This is a genomic window from Geomonas sp. Red276 (assembly GCF_054784495.1).
Genome location: NZ_BLXW01000006.1, coordinates 100,696 through 116,026, shown reverse-complemented (window position 1 = coordinate 116,026; position 15,331 = coordinate 100,696). Strand labels below are relative to the sequence as shown.

The following is a 15,331-nucleotide window of genomic DNA, read 5'->3' as shown; positions in this document are numbered from 1 at the left end:
ACCCCATTAGCGGGAAAGGAGAGTTTGGAGGCTTTGGCGGGCGGGAAGGTAACCGGGGTCGATTCTGAGCGCCCTGGTGTAGCTTTCGACAGCGGCCGCCCGGTTGCCGCTGGCGAGTTGAAGGTCGCCCAGGTTGCCGTAGCATTCGACGTACCCCGGGTCGAGGGCGATGGCCTTGCCATAGTGGGAGATCGCCTGACCGGCGTCCCCTTTCATCTCGAAGGCGACCGCCATATTATGGTGAGCCACAGCGGAACGGGGATCGCGCTCCAAAGCGGTGGACAGGTGGGCTATCGCCTCATCGACGCGACCGCTGTCGGCCAAGTCGCTGGCCAGGCTCAGGCGGGCCTTGGTGTACTCCGGGTGGGCAGCCAAGAGGGACCGCAGTTCAGCCATCGCCTCCCCCTTCCTCCCCAACTGCTCCAGGGCGGTCGCCCCCCCAAAACGCGCTTCCAGGTAATCGGGATTGACGCGGACCGCCTCGCGGAATGCGCCCAGCGCGGCTTGGGAGTCCCCCGCCTCCTGTAAAGAGACCCCGAGCATGGTGTAGGCTAAATAGTTTCGGGCATCCACCCTGACCGCGTCGGAGAAGAGCGTGCCGGCGTCTCGAAACTGCGCGGCCCGCATGAAGGACAGGCCAGCCAGAACGGCGACAACACATCCGCAGATAAGCGCGCCATGGGCCCGCGACAGGCGCAGCTTTCCCCGAAGGTCCCCCGCCAGCCAGACCACCATCACGAAAAGGCCGATGTGCGGCGTGTAGCTGTAGCGATCCGCCATCGCCTGCCCCCCAACCTGCACAAGTCCGATGACGGGAACGAGGGAGCCGACGAACCAGAACCAGCCGAAGGGAAGATAGGGATACCTGCGGGCGAGCACCACCGCCGCCACGGTAACGAGGGCCAGCACCATGCCCGCCGCCGCGTATCGCCACGGCTCCATCCCTGACAGCGAAAGGGGGTAGAAGATGGTGAGCTTAACCGGCCAGAAGGTCTTTTCGAGGTAGCGCAGGTAGGAAACGACCGCATTGCCGAGCCGCACGGAGACCGGAAGCTTCTCCAGCGATACCATGGCGCTCTCCCTTTGGGCCGCCAGGGTCAGCACCGACGAAACTGCCGAGAGGATGAGAAAGGGAACCTTCTCCCAAAGCGCCCGAGCAAGAGCTACCTGCGGCACCCGCTCCCGATCCGGGGAGCTCCCGGCAAAGATGGTGATTCTCTCCAGTGGCCAGCAGTCGAACAGCATCATCAGGAACGGGAGAGTGACCAGCATCGGTTTGGCCATGAGCCCCAGGGCAAAACAGGCAAGGGTCGCCAGGTACCGTGGCAGCCCGGGCCTGGCCGCGTACCCCCGGTAGGCGAGCAGGGTGAGCACCAGGAAAAAGGCACTCAGGACATCCTTTCTCTCGGCCACCCAGGCCACCGATTCCACGTGCATCGGATGGACGGCGAAGAGGGCGGCAACGGCGGCGCTGCGCCAGAGTGCACCGGTGGAACGCTTGAGGAGGCGGAACAGGAGAAGGGTGGAGGCGGTGTGCAGCAGGAGGTTGTGAAGATGAGGCCAGCCGGCGGAGGGACCGGCCAGCTGACCGTCCACCATGTGGGAGATCCAGGTCAGCGGATGCCAGTTGGAGGCATAGAAGGAGGTAAAAGACCAGCTGATGTTGCTGAGGGTCAATCCGGACAGTACGTGCGGATTGTTGCGAACGTAATCGTTGTCATCGAGAATGATGAAGCCGTGGGAAGCCGTCTGGACGAAAATGAGGAGGTTCAGCAGTATCAGTGACGCCACGATGAAGAGAGAGGTGCCCTTGGAAATGCCCTCGCCGCTGCCGTCCCTATCGATCATCCCCATCCCCCCAAAGAAAGTACCTATCTATACCAATTTTGTCCACAGGGCAACCGTATCGACCCCTTCCAGGGGGATCCCGGGCCTAAAAAAACCCCGCCTCTTGCGAGGCGGGGCAGGTACTGCATAACACTAGACCGATGCTGAGTTACTACGGACGCTCAATAGCGGACCAGGAACCGGCCGGGTACTGCGGAGCCTGTGCGGTGCCGTTACCGACAACGGCGGAGCGGTTCCAGGCTTTGAGGTAGAGCATACCCTCGGTGGTGCCGGTGTCGAAGGTCCCGAGGGTGCCGTCGGTGTAAGCGTTGGTACCGGCGGTGAAGTTGGTCGGATCCACGGCGTGAGCGGTGGTTGCGACCGACAGGTCGATGGTACCGTTGTCCAGGAAGTCGATGGAGTCGTACACGAGACGACGGACGTAGCTCCTGGCGTGAACGAAGGCGGCCGGCTCCCTGGAGAGGAGGTTGATGTTGAGGCAGGCGCCTTCGAGTTTGAGGGCCGAGGCGTTGCTCAGGGTGCCGCCGCGGGTCCAGTCGGTAACTGCCTGCTTGTTCCCCTTGGAGTCAAGCGGGAGGCTCTCGTCGTAGAAGTACGGGTAGGAAGCAGGGTTGTAGCTGATGTTGTAGTTGTCTTTCAGCAGCTTGATGGCCAGGTTGAGGCTGACCTGGAAGGCCTCTTTGTTCGGCTCGACAAACTTCTGGAGGAAGTTGGTGGAGTCGAGGGCGACCGAGCCGGTAGCCGAACCTTCGGAGGTGTGGCAGTTGATGCAGACCTGGTTGTAAGCGTCGGCATTGATCTCGAGCTTGTGGCCGGCGTCCGGACGGTTAGCCTGGGAGCCGTTCAGCTTGGCCCTCATGTGGCAGGTGACGCAGGGGCCGTTCTCGTCGAGGGTGCCGGCAGCGATGCCGTGGTCGCCGACGATGGCCGGGGTGCCGAGGTTACGGTGGGTGGAGGAGACGCCGCCGTTCATGTCGAGCGACGAGGTCAGGGTCTTACCGTAGGTGGAGCTGCCGATGGTGGCGGAAGCCGAGGTGAAGGCGGTGAAGCCTACCTTGGCGTACATGAGGCCGGAAGCAGCCAGGTAGTGGCTGTTCTGGAAGCCGGAGTTGGACAGCGACAGACCGTTGTTGACGGCCTGGACCAGGGTGGCGCCGCCGAGGCGGCCGCTGTGGCAGCTGTTGCACATGTTGGACTCGCCGACGTCAGGGAACTTGACGGCGGTGCGGGCCTTGACGGTCAGACCGGTCACCTTGTCTACGGAGGAGATGTTGTAGAAGGTGGCCACGCCCACGCCGACGGCGGAATCCGGAGCCGGGTAGGAGCCGTAGGTCTTGCCGTTGCCGTAGGCGGCGGCGGCCAGGGAGACCACGGAGCGACGGTCGAAGCTGTTGTTGGTGTGGCAGGTGTTGCAGTTCAGCGGGGAGTTGACGACGGCGTTGGCGGCGGTGTCAACCGGGTTGATGTTGGTGAACTTGCTGTCGGCGAACTGAGCGAAGCCGTCAGCAGTGTGGCAACGCTGGCAGTCGTTCTTCGGAATCACCTGGCTGAAGTCGGTGGTAGCACCGGCGTTTCTCCAGAGGTGGCTGGAACCCGGCATCCAGGCGGCGCCGGTGGTCTCGCCGTGAGCGGACTCGGCCCAAGCCTCGCGGGCGGCTGCCTGGAGGGTGGACTCGCTCGGGTTGTGGCAGGTGGTGCAGGCGGCGGAGCCAACCATGTACTGCACTTTGTAGGTGCCGGCTGCGTAGTGGTTGTTGACGTTGACGACGTACTCGCCGGCAGCCTTGATCTGGTCAGCGGTGACACCCGGGGTGACGGTACCGGTCGTGGAAGCGGCCACCGGAGCGACGCTGGCCAGAGCGGCAGCGGCGTTGCCGTTGTTCAGGAAGGCAGCGGTGTCGTTGACGAGCTGCTTCAGGAACTGCGGGTTGTGGGCGAAGGCCCCTTCGTCGCTGGTGCTGTAGGCAACGTTCCAGAGGAGCTTGATGTTGTAGTAAGCGCCGGCCAGGTCGGCGAAGTCAGCGCTCTTGCCGGTGAAGGCGGTGTTGGCGATGAGACGCTTGGCATCGGCCGGGTTGATGCTGTAGGACCCGCTCTTGTAGCTGAAGGTGATGATCGGGGTGCCGTACTTGTTGTTGCTGCTGGCCATGTACTGGGCCAGGGTGTAGACGGCGCCGACGAAGCGGTCTTTAGCCTCGTCCACGGCGGCAGCGTTGAAGCCGGCGGCGTGGCAGGTGGCGCAGACAGTCGGCAGGGTGCCGTCAGCTTTGGCCACTTCGAAGTTGTGCTGGCGGTAGGTAGCGCTGCCGTTGGAGCCGGTCTCGGTCTTGTTGTCCATGTGGCAGGTTACGCACGGACCGGAGGTGCCGGTGCCGGCGTAGGTCACGCCGATGGCGGCATGGCCGTTGGCGGCCGAGGTGTAGGTGCTGTACTTGTTGCCGAACTTGTAGCCCATCTTGCCGTCGAGGATGGCGGCCTGGTACACGCCGTGCGGAGCGCCCAGGGCGGAACCAGCGGTAACGGTAAGGGTGGTGTACTGGGCGAAGGTACCCAGGGTGGCGAACACGGAACCGTTGGTGGCGCCGTTGCGGCCGGCGTGGCAGGAGATGCAGACGTTGGAGTTCTTGAAGTCGCGGTAAGCTGCCGACTTGATGATCTTGCCGCTCAGCTTGGAGGAGTAGTTGTAGTAAGCGGTGTACGGCTTGTTGTAAGCGCGGATGGAAGCGGGGTTCCAGCCGTTGATGTTGCCTTCCGGAAGAGCCACTTCGGCTTCGCCGGAGATGGCGCCCTTGGTGGTCACGTGGCAGGCGCGGCAGGTGATGACCTCGCCGGTGGTGTCAGCGGTGTTCTGGAAGCCCCAGGCGCGCAGATCCTGGAAGTTGGAGTTGATGAAGTTCACGAAGCCGGTGGTGGTGTGGCAACGCACGCAGCCGTCGGAAGCGCTGTTGGACGGGTTCACGCTGGCGGAGGAGAAGCCTCTGTACTTGAAGTAGGAAGCGGATTTCCAGCGGCCGTACGGATCGGCGTGCATGGTCTCGGCGTACTCACCGTTGATCTGGTTGTTGTGGCCGTGGCAGTCGGTGCAGCTGTTGTTCGGGGTCACGTAGGAAGAAGATACGTTGACGTAGACAACGCGGGTACCGGAGTACCAGCCGGTGGTGGTGGAACCGACGTTGAACTGGGTGGTCCCTTTGTAGGCGGCCTGGTTGGCGGCGGTGCTGGTGTTGGTCGCCAGCTTGTTCATGGAGTGCGGAGCCTTCATGCTGTTGTCGGCGTTGAAGATGCTGTACTGGCCGACGTGGCACTTGTCGCAGGAACCGGCAGCGGTCTTGGCATGGGTGGTTGCGTCGTAAGCCGGGAACTCAGCCTTGGTGCTGTGGGAGTCGTGGCAGTCAACGCAGGTCACCTTCATCTCGAAGTACGGATCGAGGTAGTGAGCCGACTTCTTGAAGGACTCGGTCGGAGAACCGTGGTGCGAACCGGTGTGGCAGATCATGCAGGTGTTCGCAGCGGTCGGGGTGGCCGGGTTGTGGGCGATGTCGGAGGAGTAACGGTTGAAGGTACCGGCAGCGGCCAGCTGGCCGGAGTGGCAGGTGGCGCAGCCCGGCTGGTTGGTGCTGTTGAAGTGGCACTTCTGGGTGGCGCAGGTGGCCAGCTGGTCACCGACGACAGCGCTGTCGCCGTTGTTGCGGAGGTTGGTCCAGTGCGGGCTGGTCAGGAAGCCTTCCACGTTGGCGTCAGCGTGGCACTTGGAGCAGACCACGGTGGAGCCGATGGTCATGGTCTTCTTGTCGACGGTCTGGCTGGTCCAGGCACCCGGCATGGTCTCGTGGCAGCTCACGCAGTCGACGGCTTTACGCTTGTGGTTGGAGAGGTTCCACTGGGTAGCGGTCCTCTGCACGGAAGCGGAAGCGGACATATGGCAGGTGCTGGTGCAGCCCTGCATCTGGCCGGTGTTGTCGGTGCCGGCGCCGTAGGTAAGGGAGAGCGGGCCGGTTACGTTGGCGATGGTTACCACGACCGAACCTTTGAACGGTGCGGCGGTGTTGCCCTGGCTGTCAACCATGGAGATGGCGCCGTGGGCGGTGCCGGTCACGGTGATGCCGGTGACCATGTTGTAGGGAGCCATCGGGGCGACGATCAGCTTGACGTCGGTGCCGTAGGCGACTTTCGGGTTGACCGGAAGGATGCCGTTGGCGACCAGCGGGCTGCTGGTGTTGGTGGTCACCACGTTGACCTGCTTCTTGTAGTTGGCGGTCACGTTGAACACCTTGCCGGTGACGGAGGGGTCAACAGTGTAGGTACCACCGGTAGTGGGGAAGCTCGGCTGCAGCACGCTGTTGACGTACAGGCTCGACACGTAGAAGCCGGTGGCCGGGGTCACAGTGACCGGGATCGCGGTGGTGTCGGAGAAGTTGTACATCTTCATGCCGTAGCTGGCGACGGAGTGGCCAGCGGCAGAGATGGTCCCGCCAGCGCTGCCGTTCTGGATCTGCAGCTGCCAGGTCTTGGCGGCGGAGGTGGTGGCGTTGGCGCCCACGAAGCCGGCGAAGATCTTGACGGTGTGGTCCGGAGTCTTCAGGCTGTTGTAGGTGTAAGCGCCGGAAGCCGGCACGGTCTGGGCTACGTTGTCGACGGTGACGGTCGAAATCTTGTAGCCGGCGTCCGGGGTAACGGTAACGGGAACCACCGCTGCGGTGGTGAAGCTGGTGAAGCGGATGGCGCCGACACCGGAAAGTGCGGTGTTGTTGGCCACCTTTACGCTACCACCGAGGGTGGTAGTCTTGGTCTCTACCCAGTAGGTCGAGTAGGCGGTGGCAGCCCACGCCCATACGACCGCTACCAGGGTAAGACAGACCAATGTTGCCAGTCCTTTTCTCATTTTATCTATCCCCTTTTCATAATAAGTAAGATCTCGGGTCTTCTTGCTTGCCGCCTAGGCGGCACACCATTACTTCACGTGGCAGGAGAGGCAGATGAGCGAGTTGCTCTGCTTCGCGTACAGGAAGTAGTTCGGAGCGGTCACGGTCACGCCGAGCTGGGTCCTGGTCACGCCATCGGTGAAGCCGTCCTGGGTGGCGTTCTCTTTGTTGTGAACCTCGTGGCAGGTGGCGCAGGTCATGATGTTGGTGCCGTAGAGGTTGTCGACGATCTTCTTGCCGCCGGCAGCGCGGGTCACGGTGTTGTACACGCCCTGGGTGGTGCCGGTGGTGTCGATGTCGATGGCGTAGGTGTGATCGGAGGTCACGATCTCGGTGGACTTGGTGCCGTCGGCGTTAGCGAAGCCGTTGGTGGAGTTTGCGTTACGCCATGCGGCGATCTCGTTGTAGTCGAACCCGATCGGGTGGGTGGCGGTCAGGTCTTTGCCGAGGGCGGCGCGGCCCTGGCCGAAGCCGGTGTCCACGTTGGCGATGGAGGTGGTGCCGGTGGTGTTGCCCAGGGCGGAACCGTGCTCGTCGATGGCGATGGCGCCGTCATGGCAGCTCATGCAGAGACGGCTCGGGCCGGCCAGCGGGTCGGTGATGGTGAAGGTGCCGTTGTTGGAGTTGAGCGGAGTAGCCCAGGCGTACGGGGTGTAGGTGGTGGTGTCCGGAATGGTGTGGTTCCACAGCGGAAGGTTGTAGCCACCGTCGTTGGACTGCGCGTGGTGCGGGGTGTGGCAGAACACGCAGACTCGACCCATGGAGTCGGCGGTCGGGCCGACCACCTTGGTCATGTCGTGCAGGGAGCCGTTAACCCCGGTGCCGGCCGGAAGACCGGCGAGGGCGGTCCCCGCCGCGGCGAAGGAACCGAACACTGCCACTACTGCTAATACCTTTTTCATTCGTGCTTCTCCTTTGCATTAAATTGAATGCGATTGCATTCCTCCCTTGCGGGAAATCAAGAGTGAGAACCGTGTGAACCTGTCGTTCGGTGAAAAGACCGCTTTTGAGCCCCTCCTTCCTCCTTTTTTGTTTATGTACACAGCCAGACTGTCACTAAACCGCTTTCACACCCCCTATTGAGCAACTTGCGGACCCAAAGAGTGGCACGACACCGGCGCGTCTCTTCGTGAGCGCGAATATAATGTCAGCGTCACACCCCCGAATAGAGAGCTTCATCGATCATGCATACGAACGTCATTTCACCGTCATCTTGGTCGTAAAGCGCCTTCGATGGCCCAAAACGAAAAAGCCCGCCGGGGGTCCCCCCGGCGGGCTGTGAAGCTCTCTGGTCGCTAATTTTTCTTCAGTTGATACGATTTCGTAACCACTGCGGCAAATCGCCGCCAACCGTTCCCGCCAGAAAACCGGCCACGTTACCGCGCCGTAACACCGCGCGACAGGTGGCAGGAATTGCTAATCTTTTTTCAGTTTCTCCCAGAGCACCTTCCGGGAAAGACCGAGCATCTTGGCCGCCAGCGTCTTGCGTCCGCCGGCGTAGTCGACCACCTTTTCTATATAGCGCCGCTCGAACTGGGAGACCGCCTCCTTGAGCGGACGCCCCACGGTGAACGACTCGAAGGTGGTCCCGATCACCCCCGGGGTCTGGAGCTCGGCCGGGAGATGCTGCGGGGTGACCTTCCCCCCCGCATGGAGCAGCGAGATCCTCTCGGCGATGTTGCGAAGCTCGCGGACGTTGCCGGGGTAGCTGTACTGCACCAGCATGTCGAGGGCCTCGGCGGTCAATTCGGGAAGATCGCCCGGGGCGAACTGCTCGAGAAACCTCCTCAAAAGGAGCGGGATGTCCTCCCGGCGCTCGCGAAGCGGCGGGAGACGGACGAGCACCACGTTGATGCGGTACAAGAGGTCCTCGCGGAACTCCTTTTCCCGGGCCATCTCGGAAAGGTCGCGGTTGGTGGCGCAGACCAGGCGGAAGTCGATCTCCCGGAAGGCGGTGCTCCCCACCCGGGCCACCCCCTTCTCCTGGAGCACCCGCAAAAGCTTTCCCTGCAGCTCCAGCGGGAGCTCCCCGATCTCGTCGAGGAAGAGGGTCCCCCCCTCCGCCATCTCTATGTAGCCGGGGCGCCCCTTTTCGGCGCCGGTGTAGGCCCCCTTCTCCACCCCGAAGAGCTCGCTCTCGATGAGGGTGGCGGGGATGGCGGCGCAGTTCACCGGGACGAAGGGGCCGCTGCCGCGGGGGCTTTGCCGGTGGATGGCCTCGGCGACCCGTTCCTTGCCGGTGCCGCTTTCCCCCTGCAAGAGGACCGAGGTGTTGGTGTGGGCGACCCTGGCGGCCATCTCCAGGGCGGCCAGCATGGCGGGGCTTCGGGTGATGATGTCGGAGAAGGCCTCCGGGAGCTCGTAGTGCTGGACCTCCTTCCCCTTCTTACGGAGCTCGGCGAAGCTGTCGAGCCTCAGGAAGAGGACCTCCATGGCGAACGGCTTGGTGAGGAAATCGAAGGCCCCCATCTTCATGGCGGTCACCGCGTCGTCGATGGTGCCGTAGCCGGTCATCACCAGCGAGCCGCAGTGCGGCTGGCGGGCCAGTATCTGCCGCAAGAGGTCGAGGCCGTTGACGTCGGGAAGCTTGATGTCCTGGATCACCAGGTCGAAGCTCTCCTCGCCGATGGCGGTCAGGGCGTCGGCCCCGGAGACCGCCAGCCTCACCTCGTGCCCCGCTCCCGCCAGTACCGACCTGAGCGCGCCCCCGAAGAGAGGATCGTCCTCCACCACCAATAGTTTCATGCTGCTCATCGCGCTCAACTCCTTTTCTCTTTCGTGTGCTCGACGGGAATGGTGACGGTGAAGACCGTCTCCCCCTTGCTGCTCGCCACCGTGATCTCCCCGTGGTGAAGATCGACGATGTTCTTGCAGACGGCCAGCCCGATGCCGGTCCCGGTCCCGGCCGGCTTGGTGGTATAGAATATTTCGAAGACCTTGTCCAGCTCCCCCTCGGGGATCCCCTCCCCCCGGTCCAGCACGGTCAGGCGGTACCCCTCCGGGGAGAGCGACGCGGCAAGCTCGATCACCCCGTCGGCCGGGGAGGCCACGGTGGCGTTGAGCACCAGGTTCAAGACCACCTGGTGGAGCTTCCCCTTGTCGATCTCGAGAGGGACCGGCGGCTGGCAAAGATCGCGGGCGACCAGCTCCACCCGGTACTTCTTGGTGGCCATGGTGGCGAAGGCGACCGCCTCGGAGAAGAAGAGGTCGCTGGGGACCGGGGCCAGCTCGAGGCTCCCCTTCCTGCTGAAGTCGGTCAGCTGGCGGAGGATCTTCTGGATCCTCTCCATCCCTCCCTTGAGCACCACGGCGCTCTCCTTCCCCTCGGGGGGAAGCTTCCCCTCCACCTCGTAGAGCGCAGCGGACATGGCGGCCAGGGGATTGCCGATCTCGTGGGCCACCCCGGCGACGATCTCCCCGATGGTGGCCATCTTCTCCTTGTGGATGAGCTGGCTCAACGCGCGCTCCCGCTCAAGCTCGCTGTGCCCCAGCCGCTCCACCATCCGCTGGAAGCTCGTCTGGAGAGCGCCGATCTCGTCGCGGCGGGGGGGAAAGCCGACGGGGGTGAGGGCTCCCAGGTCGATATCGGCCATGGCGGTCGCCAGCCGCACGATCGGGCGCGCCATGGCGGCCCCGATGGCGTAAAGGACGACCGATGAGGCAAGCGAGAGCGCCACGGCGAAGAGCACGATATCGAAGGTGAACGTCCTGAATTCCCGCTCGATCCTCGCGCAGGAAAAACCGACCCTCAACGCCCCCCAACTCTTGTTGCCGATCCTCAAGGGAATCCCCATGTCGAGGATGTTTTCCCCTGCAGTGTCGACCGTGTAGGCGCTGACGAAGACCTTCCCCCCGATGGCCTCTCTGGTCACCGGGTCACGGTAGACGACTCCGAGCTCTTCCACCCGGTTGTGGCTCAGGACCTTGCCGTCCTGGTCGGTAATGAAGGCAAAGACGACGGGAAAGTCGGGGTTTCTGATCACCTCCTCGACGTAGTTGTCCAAAAGGCCCGGCGCGGCCTCCATCTCCTTGAGGATCATGGTGTTGATGACCGGTCTTTGCAAGGAGGTGAGAAGAAGCCGCCCCTCGGCTTCCAGGGTGTGGTAGAGGTGTCGCCTCTCCTTGACCACCACGTGCCCTCCCCAGAGGAAAGAGAAGGCCAGCACCAGCATCACCGAGGCGATAACGAACTTGGTCTTGATGCTGTGCAAGGGGATCACCGATGGCACTCCAACCCGCATCCGTACGGTTTCCTGGAGAAGAGGGAGAGGACATTGGCGTACTCGCCCCTGGTGGCGGGCACGAAGCCGTTGACGAATTCGCGGTCCAGGCTCTTTAACACCCTGCGGTGCTGGGGGGTATCGGGCTTGAGCTTGACCAGGGCGCCGGTCACTGCGGAGATCACTTCCTTGGGTGTTCCCGGCCGGGCCAGCAGGGGGACCGAGGGAAGCTCGTCGGAGCAGGCGACGATGCGGACTCCCCTCTTCACGTTGTGCAGTGCGGTAGCCTCCCTGACGAAGCCGGCATCGTATTCACCCCTCAAAACGGCCGCCAGGGTCTCCCCGTGGGTCTTGTGGGTGCCAACAGACCTGAAGTCCGACTTCTTCATCCCCTGCTGGCTGAGAAACCGCCACGCGTAGAGGCTGCCGGAGATCGAGTGCCGATAGGCGAACGCCACCCGCTTGCCCCGCAGGTCTTGCAACGAACGTATGTGGGACTCCCAGGGGACCACCAGGCAGGAGCGGTACACCGGCCGCCCCTGGTCGTTGAGAGGCTTTACGAAGGGGATCAGGCCGTAGCCGAGGATAGCCTTGGCCAGCCCGCCATCGCCCACCGAGGCAATCTCCACCTTCCCCTCCTTGAGGAGCCGGGCGGTCTCCAGGTAATCTTCTCCCAGCACCAACTGGAAGCGGTAGGGGGTGTTGTCGGTGAGGTAATCCATGAGGGGCTGGTACTTCTCGTACATGGTGATCGGCTGCGAGTAGAGGGTGGCTCCGAAACGAACCAGCGGCTTTTCGGCATGGCAGGGGGCGACCGACAGGGCAAACACGCCGGTTAGCAGGAGGAACAAGAAAACGGGAAACCGCCTTATCATTTAATTACCCTTAATTTCTGCAAAATAATGAATCCAACAAAGTGAGACACCGTTCACGCGATCTGACGTTACGCCAGGGTAACGTTGTGGCGATTTAGCAGACACCTCACCACCCCGTGAGGAGGGCACCTCCACCCTGCCGACGGTTGTCCAACCGTTGGGGCAGGGAGGGTTTCCTCCCGGTTCAAGGACGAACGCGGACCATATCACTGCAATGTTGAAGCCAGTTTCCAGAGGGCGGAGAGTTTACGGCAGCCCCTGGAGCCGGTTGAGCCCCCGCGGCGAGGAAGCGGGGGCAACTTCCCTCTCGACAAAATGAGCCGTTTGCAATATATTCGCGTACTGTATACAATTCGGGCCGCCCGGGCAGCGCCCCGGTGGCGCATCCACCGCCAGCGACACCTACTTATAACATCATTTATCATCCCACCAAAAGGAGAAGAGAAACGATGGCAACTCCCGAATTCAAGTACCAGGAAGCCTTCCCGCTCGGGCCGGACACCACGGAATACCGCCTTATCCCCGACTCCAAGAAGTACGTGAGCGTCGCGAGCTTCGAGGGGCAGGAGATCCTCAAGGTCGCTCCTGAGGCGCTGACCGTCGCGGCCAACACCGCCATGAAGGACCTCTCCTTCAAGCTGCGCCGCGAGCACAACGAGCAGGTCGCCAAGATCCTTTCCGACCCGGAAGCTTCCATGAACGACAAGGGCGTCGCCCTCGCCTTCTTAAGGAACGCCGAAGTCGCCGCGCAGCTCGAGCTCCCGATCTGCCAGGACACCGGCACCGCCATCGTGATGGGCAAGAAGGGGCAGGCCGTCTGGACCGGCGCCAACGACGAGGAGTACCTCTCCAAGGGGGTCTACAAGACCTACACCGAGGAGAACCTCCGCTACTCCCAGACCGTCGCGCTCGACATGTACAAGGAGATCAACACCGGCACCAACCTTCCGGCCCAGATCGACCTCTACGCCACCAAGGGGGCCGAGTACAAGTTCCTCTTCATGGCCAAGGGGGGCGGAAGCGCCAACAAGACCTATCTCTACCAGGAGACCAAGGCGCTCCTTAACCCGGACAGCCTCGTCAAGTTCCTGGTGGCCAAGATGAAGACGCTCGGCACCGCGGCCTGCCCGCCGTACCACCTGGCCTTCGTCATCGGCGGCACCAGCGCCGAGACCTGCCTGAAGACCGTCAAGCTCGCCAGCGCCAAGTACCTCGACGCCCTCCCCACCACCGGCAACGAGCACGGCCAGGCCTTCCGCGACGTGGAGCTCGAGGCGAAGCTCCTCGAGGAAGCCCAGAAGAGCGGCATCGGCGCCCAGTTCGGCGGGAAGTACTTCGCCCACGACGTCCGCATCGTCCGCCTCCCGCGCCACGGCGCCTCCTGCCCGGTCGGCATGGGGGTCTCCTGCTCCGCCGACCGCAACATCAAGGCGAAGATCAACAAGGAAGGGATCTGGGTCGAGCAGATGGACGAGAACCCGGGACGCCTGATCCCCGAGCAGTACCGCGGCAAGCACGGGCACGGCGTGAGGATCAACTTGAACCAGCCGATGAAGGATATCCTGGCCGAGCTCACCAAGCACCCGGTCTCCACCCCGCTGCTCCTCTCCGGCACCATCGTGGTCGGCCGCGACATCGCCCACGCGAAGTTCAAGGAGATCCTCGACTCCGGCAAGCCGCTTCCCGATTACCTGAAGAACCACCCGATCTACTACGCCGGCCCGGCCAAGACCCCGAAAGGGAAGCCCTCCGGATCCTTCGGCCCCACCACCGCCGGCCGCATGGACTCCTACGTCGACCTCCTGCAGGCTAACGGCGGCTCCATGGTGATGATCGCCAAGGGTAACCGCAGCCAGCAGGTCACCGACGCCTGCAAGAAGCACGGCGGCTTCTACCTGGGCTCCATCGGCGGCCCGGCCGCCGTCCTGGCCGAGGAGAACATCAAGAAAGTCGAGTGCATCGACTTCCCCGAGCTCGGCATGGAAGCGGTGTGGAAGATCGAAGTCGAAGACTTCCCCGCCTTCATCCTGGTCGACGACAAAGGCAACGACTTCTTCAAGCAGTTAGGCCTCTAAGGGTCAGCCTTCGCAGCAACACGCAAAAAAGCCCCCGGCGCTTCGGCTCCGGGGGCTTTTTATTTTCCTACGTTGACCGGCAGGCAGCCTTGTTATAACATAAAGCATAACTACGTGGAGGTTTATCATGCGCGCAACCGTGACCCAGATTGGCAATTCGACCGGACTTATCCTTCCTAAGGAAGCTGCAGCCCGCCTCAAGGTCAAAAAGGGGGATACCGTCTTTTTAACCGAAACTCCCGATGGCTACAGCGTTACCCCATATGATCCCGAATTTGAAGCCCAGATGGAATCGGCCAAGCGCGGCATGTCGAAATATCGCAACGCCCTCAGGGAACTGGCCAAGTGACATGGTGCTGGCTTCTGGAGGGGGTCGTCCTTGCCCTGCACGATGAGCAGCTAGCCGAGCATGGCGGGAGTTCGGGTCTTCGAGACCGGGGATTAGTGGCATCCGCGTTGGCCCGGGCAAAAAATCGGTCAGCGTATGAGGAGCCTTCCGTTTTCGACCTGGCTGCCGCCTATGCCAATGGCATCATTCGGAACCACCCCTTCGTAGACGGCAACAAGCGCACCGGATTCCTCGCGGCTTACGTCTTTCTCGACCTGAACGGATGGGACCTGGTGGCTTCTGAAGCTGATACGGTTGCCGTTGTGCTGGCTTTGGCTGCGGGGGATATCGAGGAGACCGCTTTTGCGGATTGGCTTGAGACGAATTCAGTGCCCCAAAGGGGCTAGCAACTTCTACATCTCAAACGGCGGCATCAACCCAAAAGCCCCCGATGCATAAGGCATCGAGGGCTTTTTAGTACGTTCTGGAAGTGCTGCTACATGTACACCATGACCCGGAAGGCCATGCGGGAGTCCATGGTGGTGAAGGGGATGGTGACCCCCTTGCACTGGACGCTCATGCTCCCGTCCGCGGAGCCGGGAGGGGGAGGGGGGAATTCGTCGATGGGGCGGATGCGGCCGGAGACCACCAGCGGGAACCCGAGCGCCACGCTCCCGTACTGCTCGTGGTACTTGGTCTTGAAGACCCCGGCGATGTTGTTGGTGATCTCCCCCATCGCGTCGTTGATCGACTCCTCGTCGGCCTCCTCGATCATCAGGAGATCCTTGGCGATCTGCTCCGCCGACGCCTTTTCGCAGGAGAACAGGATGTAGCCGACCCGGTCCCCCGCCACCCCGACGATACCCACCACATCGCTTCGCAAAGGGTTGATCTTCTTCTCGACTTTTCCGGCGAAGACATCTATCCCCATGTAGCTCTTGAAGGTATCCTGGGTGGCCGACATGATAGTGAACATGATTTCTTCGAAGGTGATGCTGGCCAAGATGCCCTCCCTCTGATCCCAAGCGGGATCCCTCTCCTAGTGATGTTGTTCTTCCTGGTT

At 62.5% G+C, this 15,331-nt stretch carries 10 protein-coding genes; 3 read left to right on the top strand and 7 right to left on the bottom strand.

Annotated features, from left to right (window positions below; all coding sequences use genetic code 11):
* Positions 1-6 precede the first annotated feature (6 nt).
* From ACYVL5_RS06360 to ACYVL5_RS06335, 6 genes are all read right to left on the bottom strand, one after another.
* Complete coding sequence (locus ACYVL5_RS06360) at positions 7-1,848, bottom strand: tetratricopeptide repeat protein (RefSeq protein ID WP_460594717.1); 1,842 nt, start codon at positions 1,846-1,848, stop codon at positions 7-9.
* A gap of 151 nt (positions 1,849-1,999) precedes the next feature.
* A complete protein-coding gene (locus ACYVL5_RS06355) occupies positions 2,000-6,730 on the bottom strand; it encodes a multiheme c-type cytochrome (RefSeq protein WP_460594716.1) in 4,731 nt (1,576 codons plus the stop codon).
* Positions 6,731-6,799: 69 nt separating this feature from the next.
* Positions 6,800-7,672 (bottom strand): cytochrome C, encoded by an 873-nt coding sequence (locus ACYVL5_RS06350; protein ID WP_460594715.1) that lies wholly within the window; start codon positions 7,670-7,672, stop codon positions 6,800-6,802.
* A 514-nt stretch (positions 7,673-8,186) separates the two neighbouring features.
* Complete coding sequence (locus ACYVL5_RS06345) at positions 8,187-9,524, bottom strand: sigma-54-dependent transcriptional regulator (RefSeq protein ID WP_460594714.1); 1,338 nt, start codon at positions 9,522-9,524, stop codon at positions 8,187-8,189.
* Positions 9,525-9,529: 5 nt separating this feature from the next.
* A complete protein-coding gene (locus ACYVL5_RS06340) occupies positions 9,530-11,011 on the bottom strand; it encodes an ATP-binding protein (RefSeq protein WP_460594713.1) in 1,482 nt (493 codons plus the stop codon).
* Positions 10,987-11,841, bottom strand: coding sequence for a type 2 periplasmic-binding domain-containing protein (locus ACYVL5_RS06335; protein ID WP_460594712.1), 855 nt, complete (start codon positions 11,839-11,841; stop codon positions 10,987-10,989). Before ACYVL5_RS06335 ends, ACYVL5_RS06340 begins: the two co-directional genes overlap by 25 nt.
* Before the next feature lie 473 nt (positions 11,842-12,314).
* Here ACYVL5_RS06335 and ACYVL5_RS06330 point away from each other — a divergent pair, with 473 nt between their 5' ends.
* The 3 genes from ACYVL5_RS06330 (at position 12,315) to ACYVL5_RS06320 (ending at position 14,675) form a co-directional block, all read left to right on the top strand.
* Positions 12,315-13,940 (top strand): fumarate hydratase, encoded by a 1,626-nt coding sequence (locus ACYVL5_RS06330; protein ID WP_460594711.1) that lies wholly within the window; start codon positions 12,315-12,317, stop codon positions 13,938-13,940.
* Between the two features lie 127 nt (positions 13,941-14,067).
* A complete protein-coding gene (locus ACYVL5_RS06325) occupies positions 14,068-14,289 on the top strand; it encodes an AbrB/MazE/SpoVT family DNA-binding domain-containing protein (RefSeq protein ID WP_460594710.1) in 222 nt (73 codons plus the stop codon).
* On the top strand, positions 14,286-14,675 hold the full coding sequence (locus ACYVL5_RS06320) for a type II toxin-antitoxin system death-on-curing family toxin (protein WP_460594709.1): 390 nt from the start codon (positions 14,286-14,288) through the stop codon (positions 14,673-14,675). Before ACYVL5_RS06325 ends, ACYVL5_RS06320 begins: the two co-directional genes overlap by 4 nt.
* 89 nt (positions 14,676-14,764) lie before the next feature.
* Here ACYVL5_RS06320 and ACYVL5_RS06315 read toward each other — a convergent pair whose 3' ends face one another.
* Entirely contained in the window at positions 14,765-15,271 is a 507-nt protein-coding gene (locus tag ACYVL5_RS06315; protein ID WP_460594708.1) for a chemotaxis protein CheX, read from the bottom strand.
* Positions 15,272-15,331 lie beyond the last annotated feature (60 nt).

Bases quoted from the DNA above. Each gene is read 5' to 3' on its own strand.
- ACYVL5_RS06330 (WP_460594711.1), top strand. From the start codon at position 12,315: ATGGCAACTCCCGAATTCAAGTACCAGGAAGCCTTCCCGCTCGGGCCG.
- ACYVL5_RS06360 (WP_460594717.1), bottom strand. From the start codon at position 1,848: ATGATCGATAGGGACGGCAGCGGCGAGGGCATTTCCAAGGGCACCTCT.
- ACYVL5_RS06345 (WP_460594714.1), bottom strand. From the start codon at position 9,524: ATGAGCAGCATGAAACTATTGGTGGTGGAGGACGATCCTCTCTTCGGG.
- ACYVL5_RS06350 (WP_460594715.1), bottom strand. From the start codon at position 7,672: ATGAAAAAGGTATTAGCAGTAGTGGCAGTGTTCGGTTCCTTCGCCGCG.
- ACYVL5_RS06325 (WP_460594710.1), top strand. From the start codon at position 14,068: ATGCGCGCAACCGTGACCCAGATTGGCAATTCGACCGGACTTATCCTT.
- ACYVL5_RS06355 (WP_460594716.1), bottom strand. From the start codon at position 6,730: ATGAGAAAAGGACTGGCAACATTGGTCTGTCTTACCCTGGTAGCGGTC.
- ACYVL5_RS06340 (WP_460594713.1), bottom strand. From the start codon at position 11,011: ATGCGGGTTGGAGTGCCATCGGTGATCCCCTTGCACAGCATCAAGACC.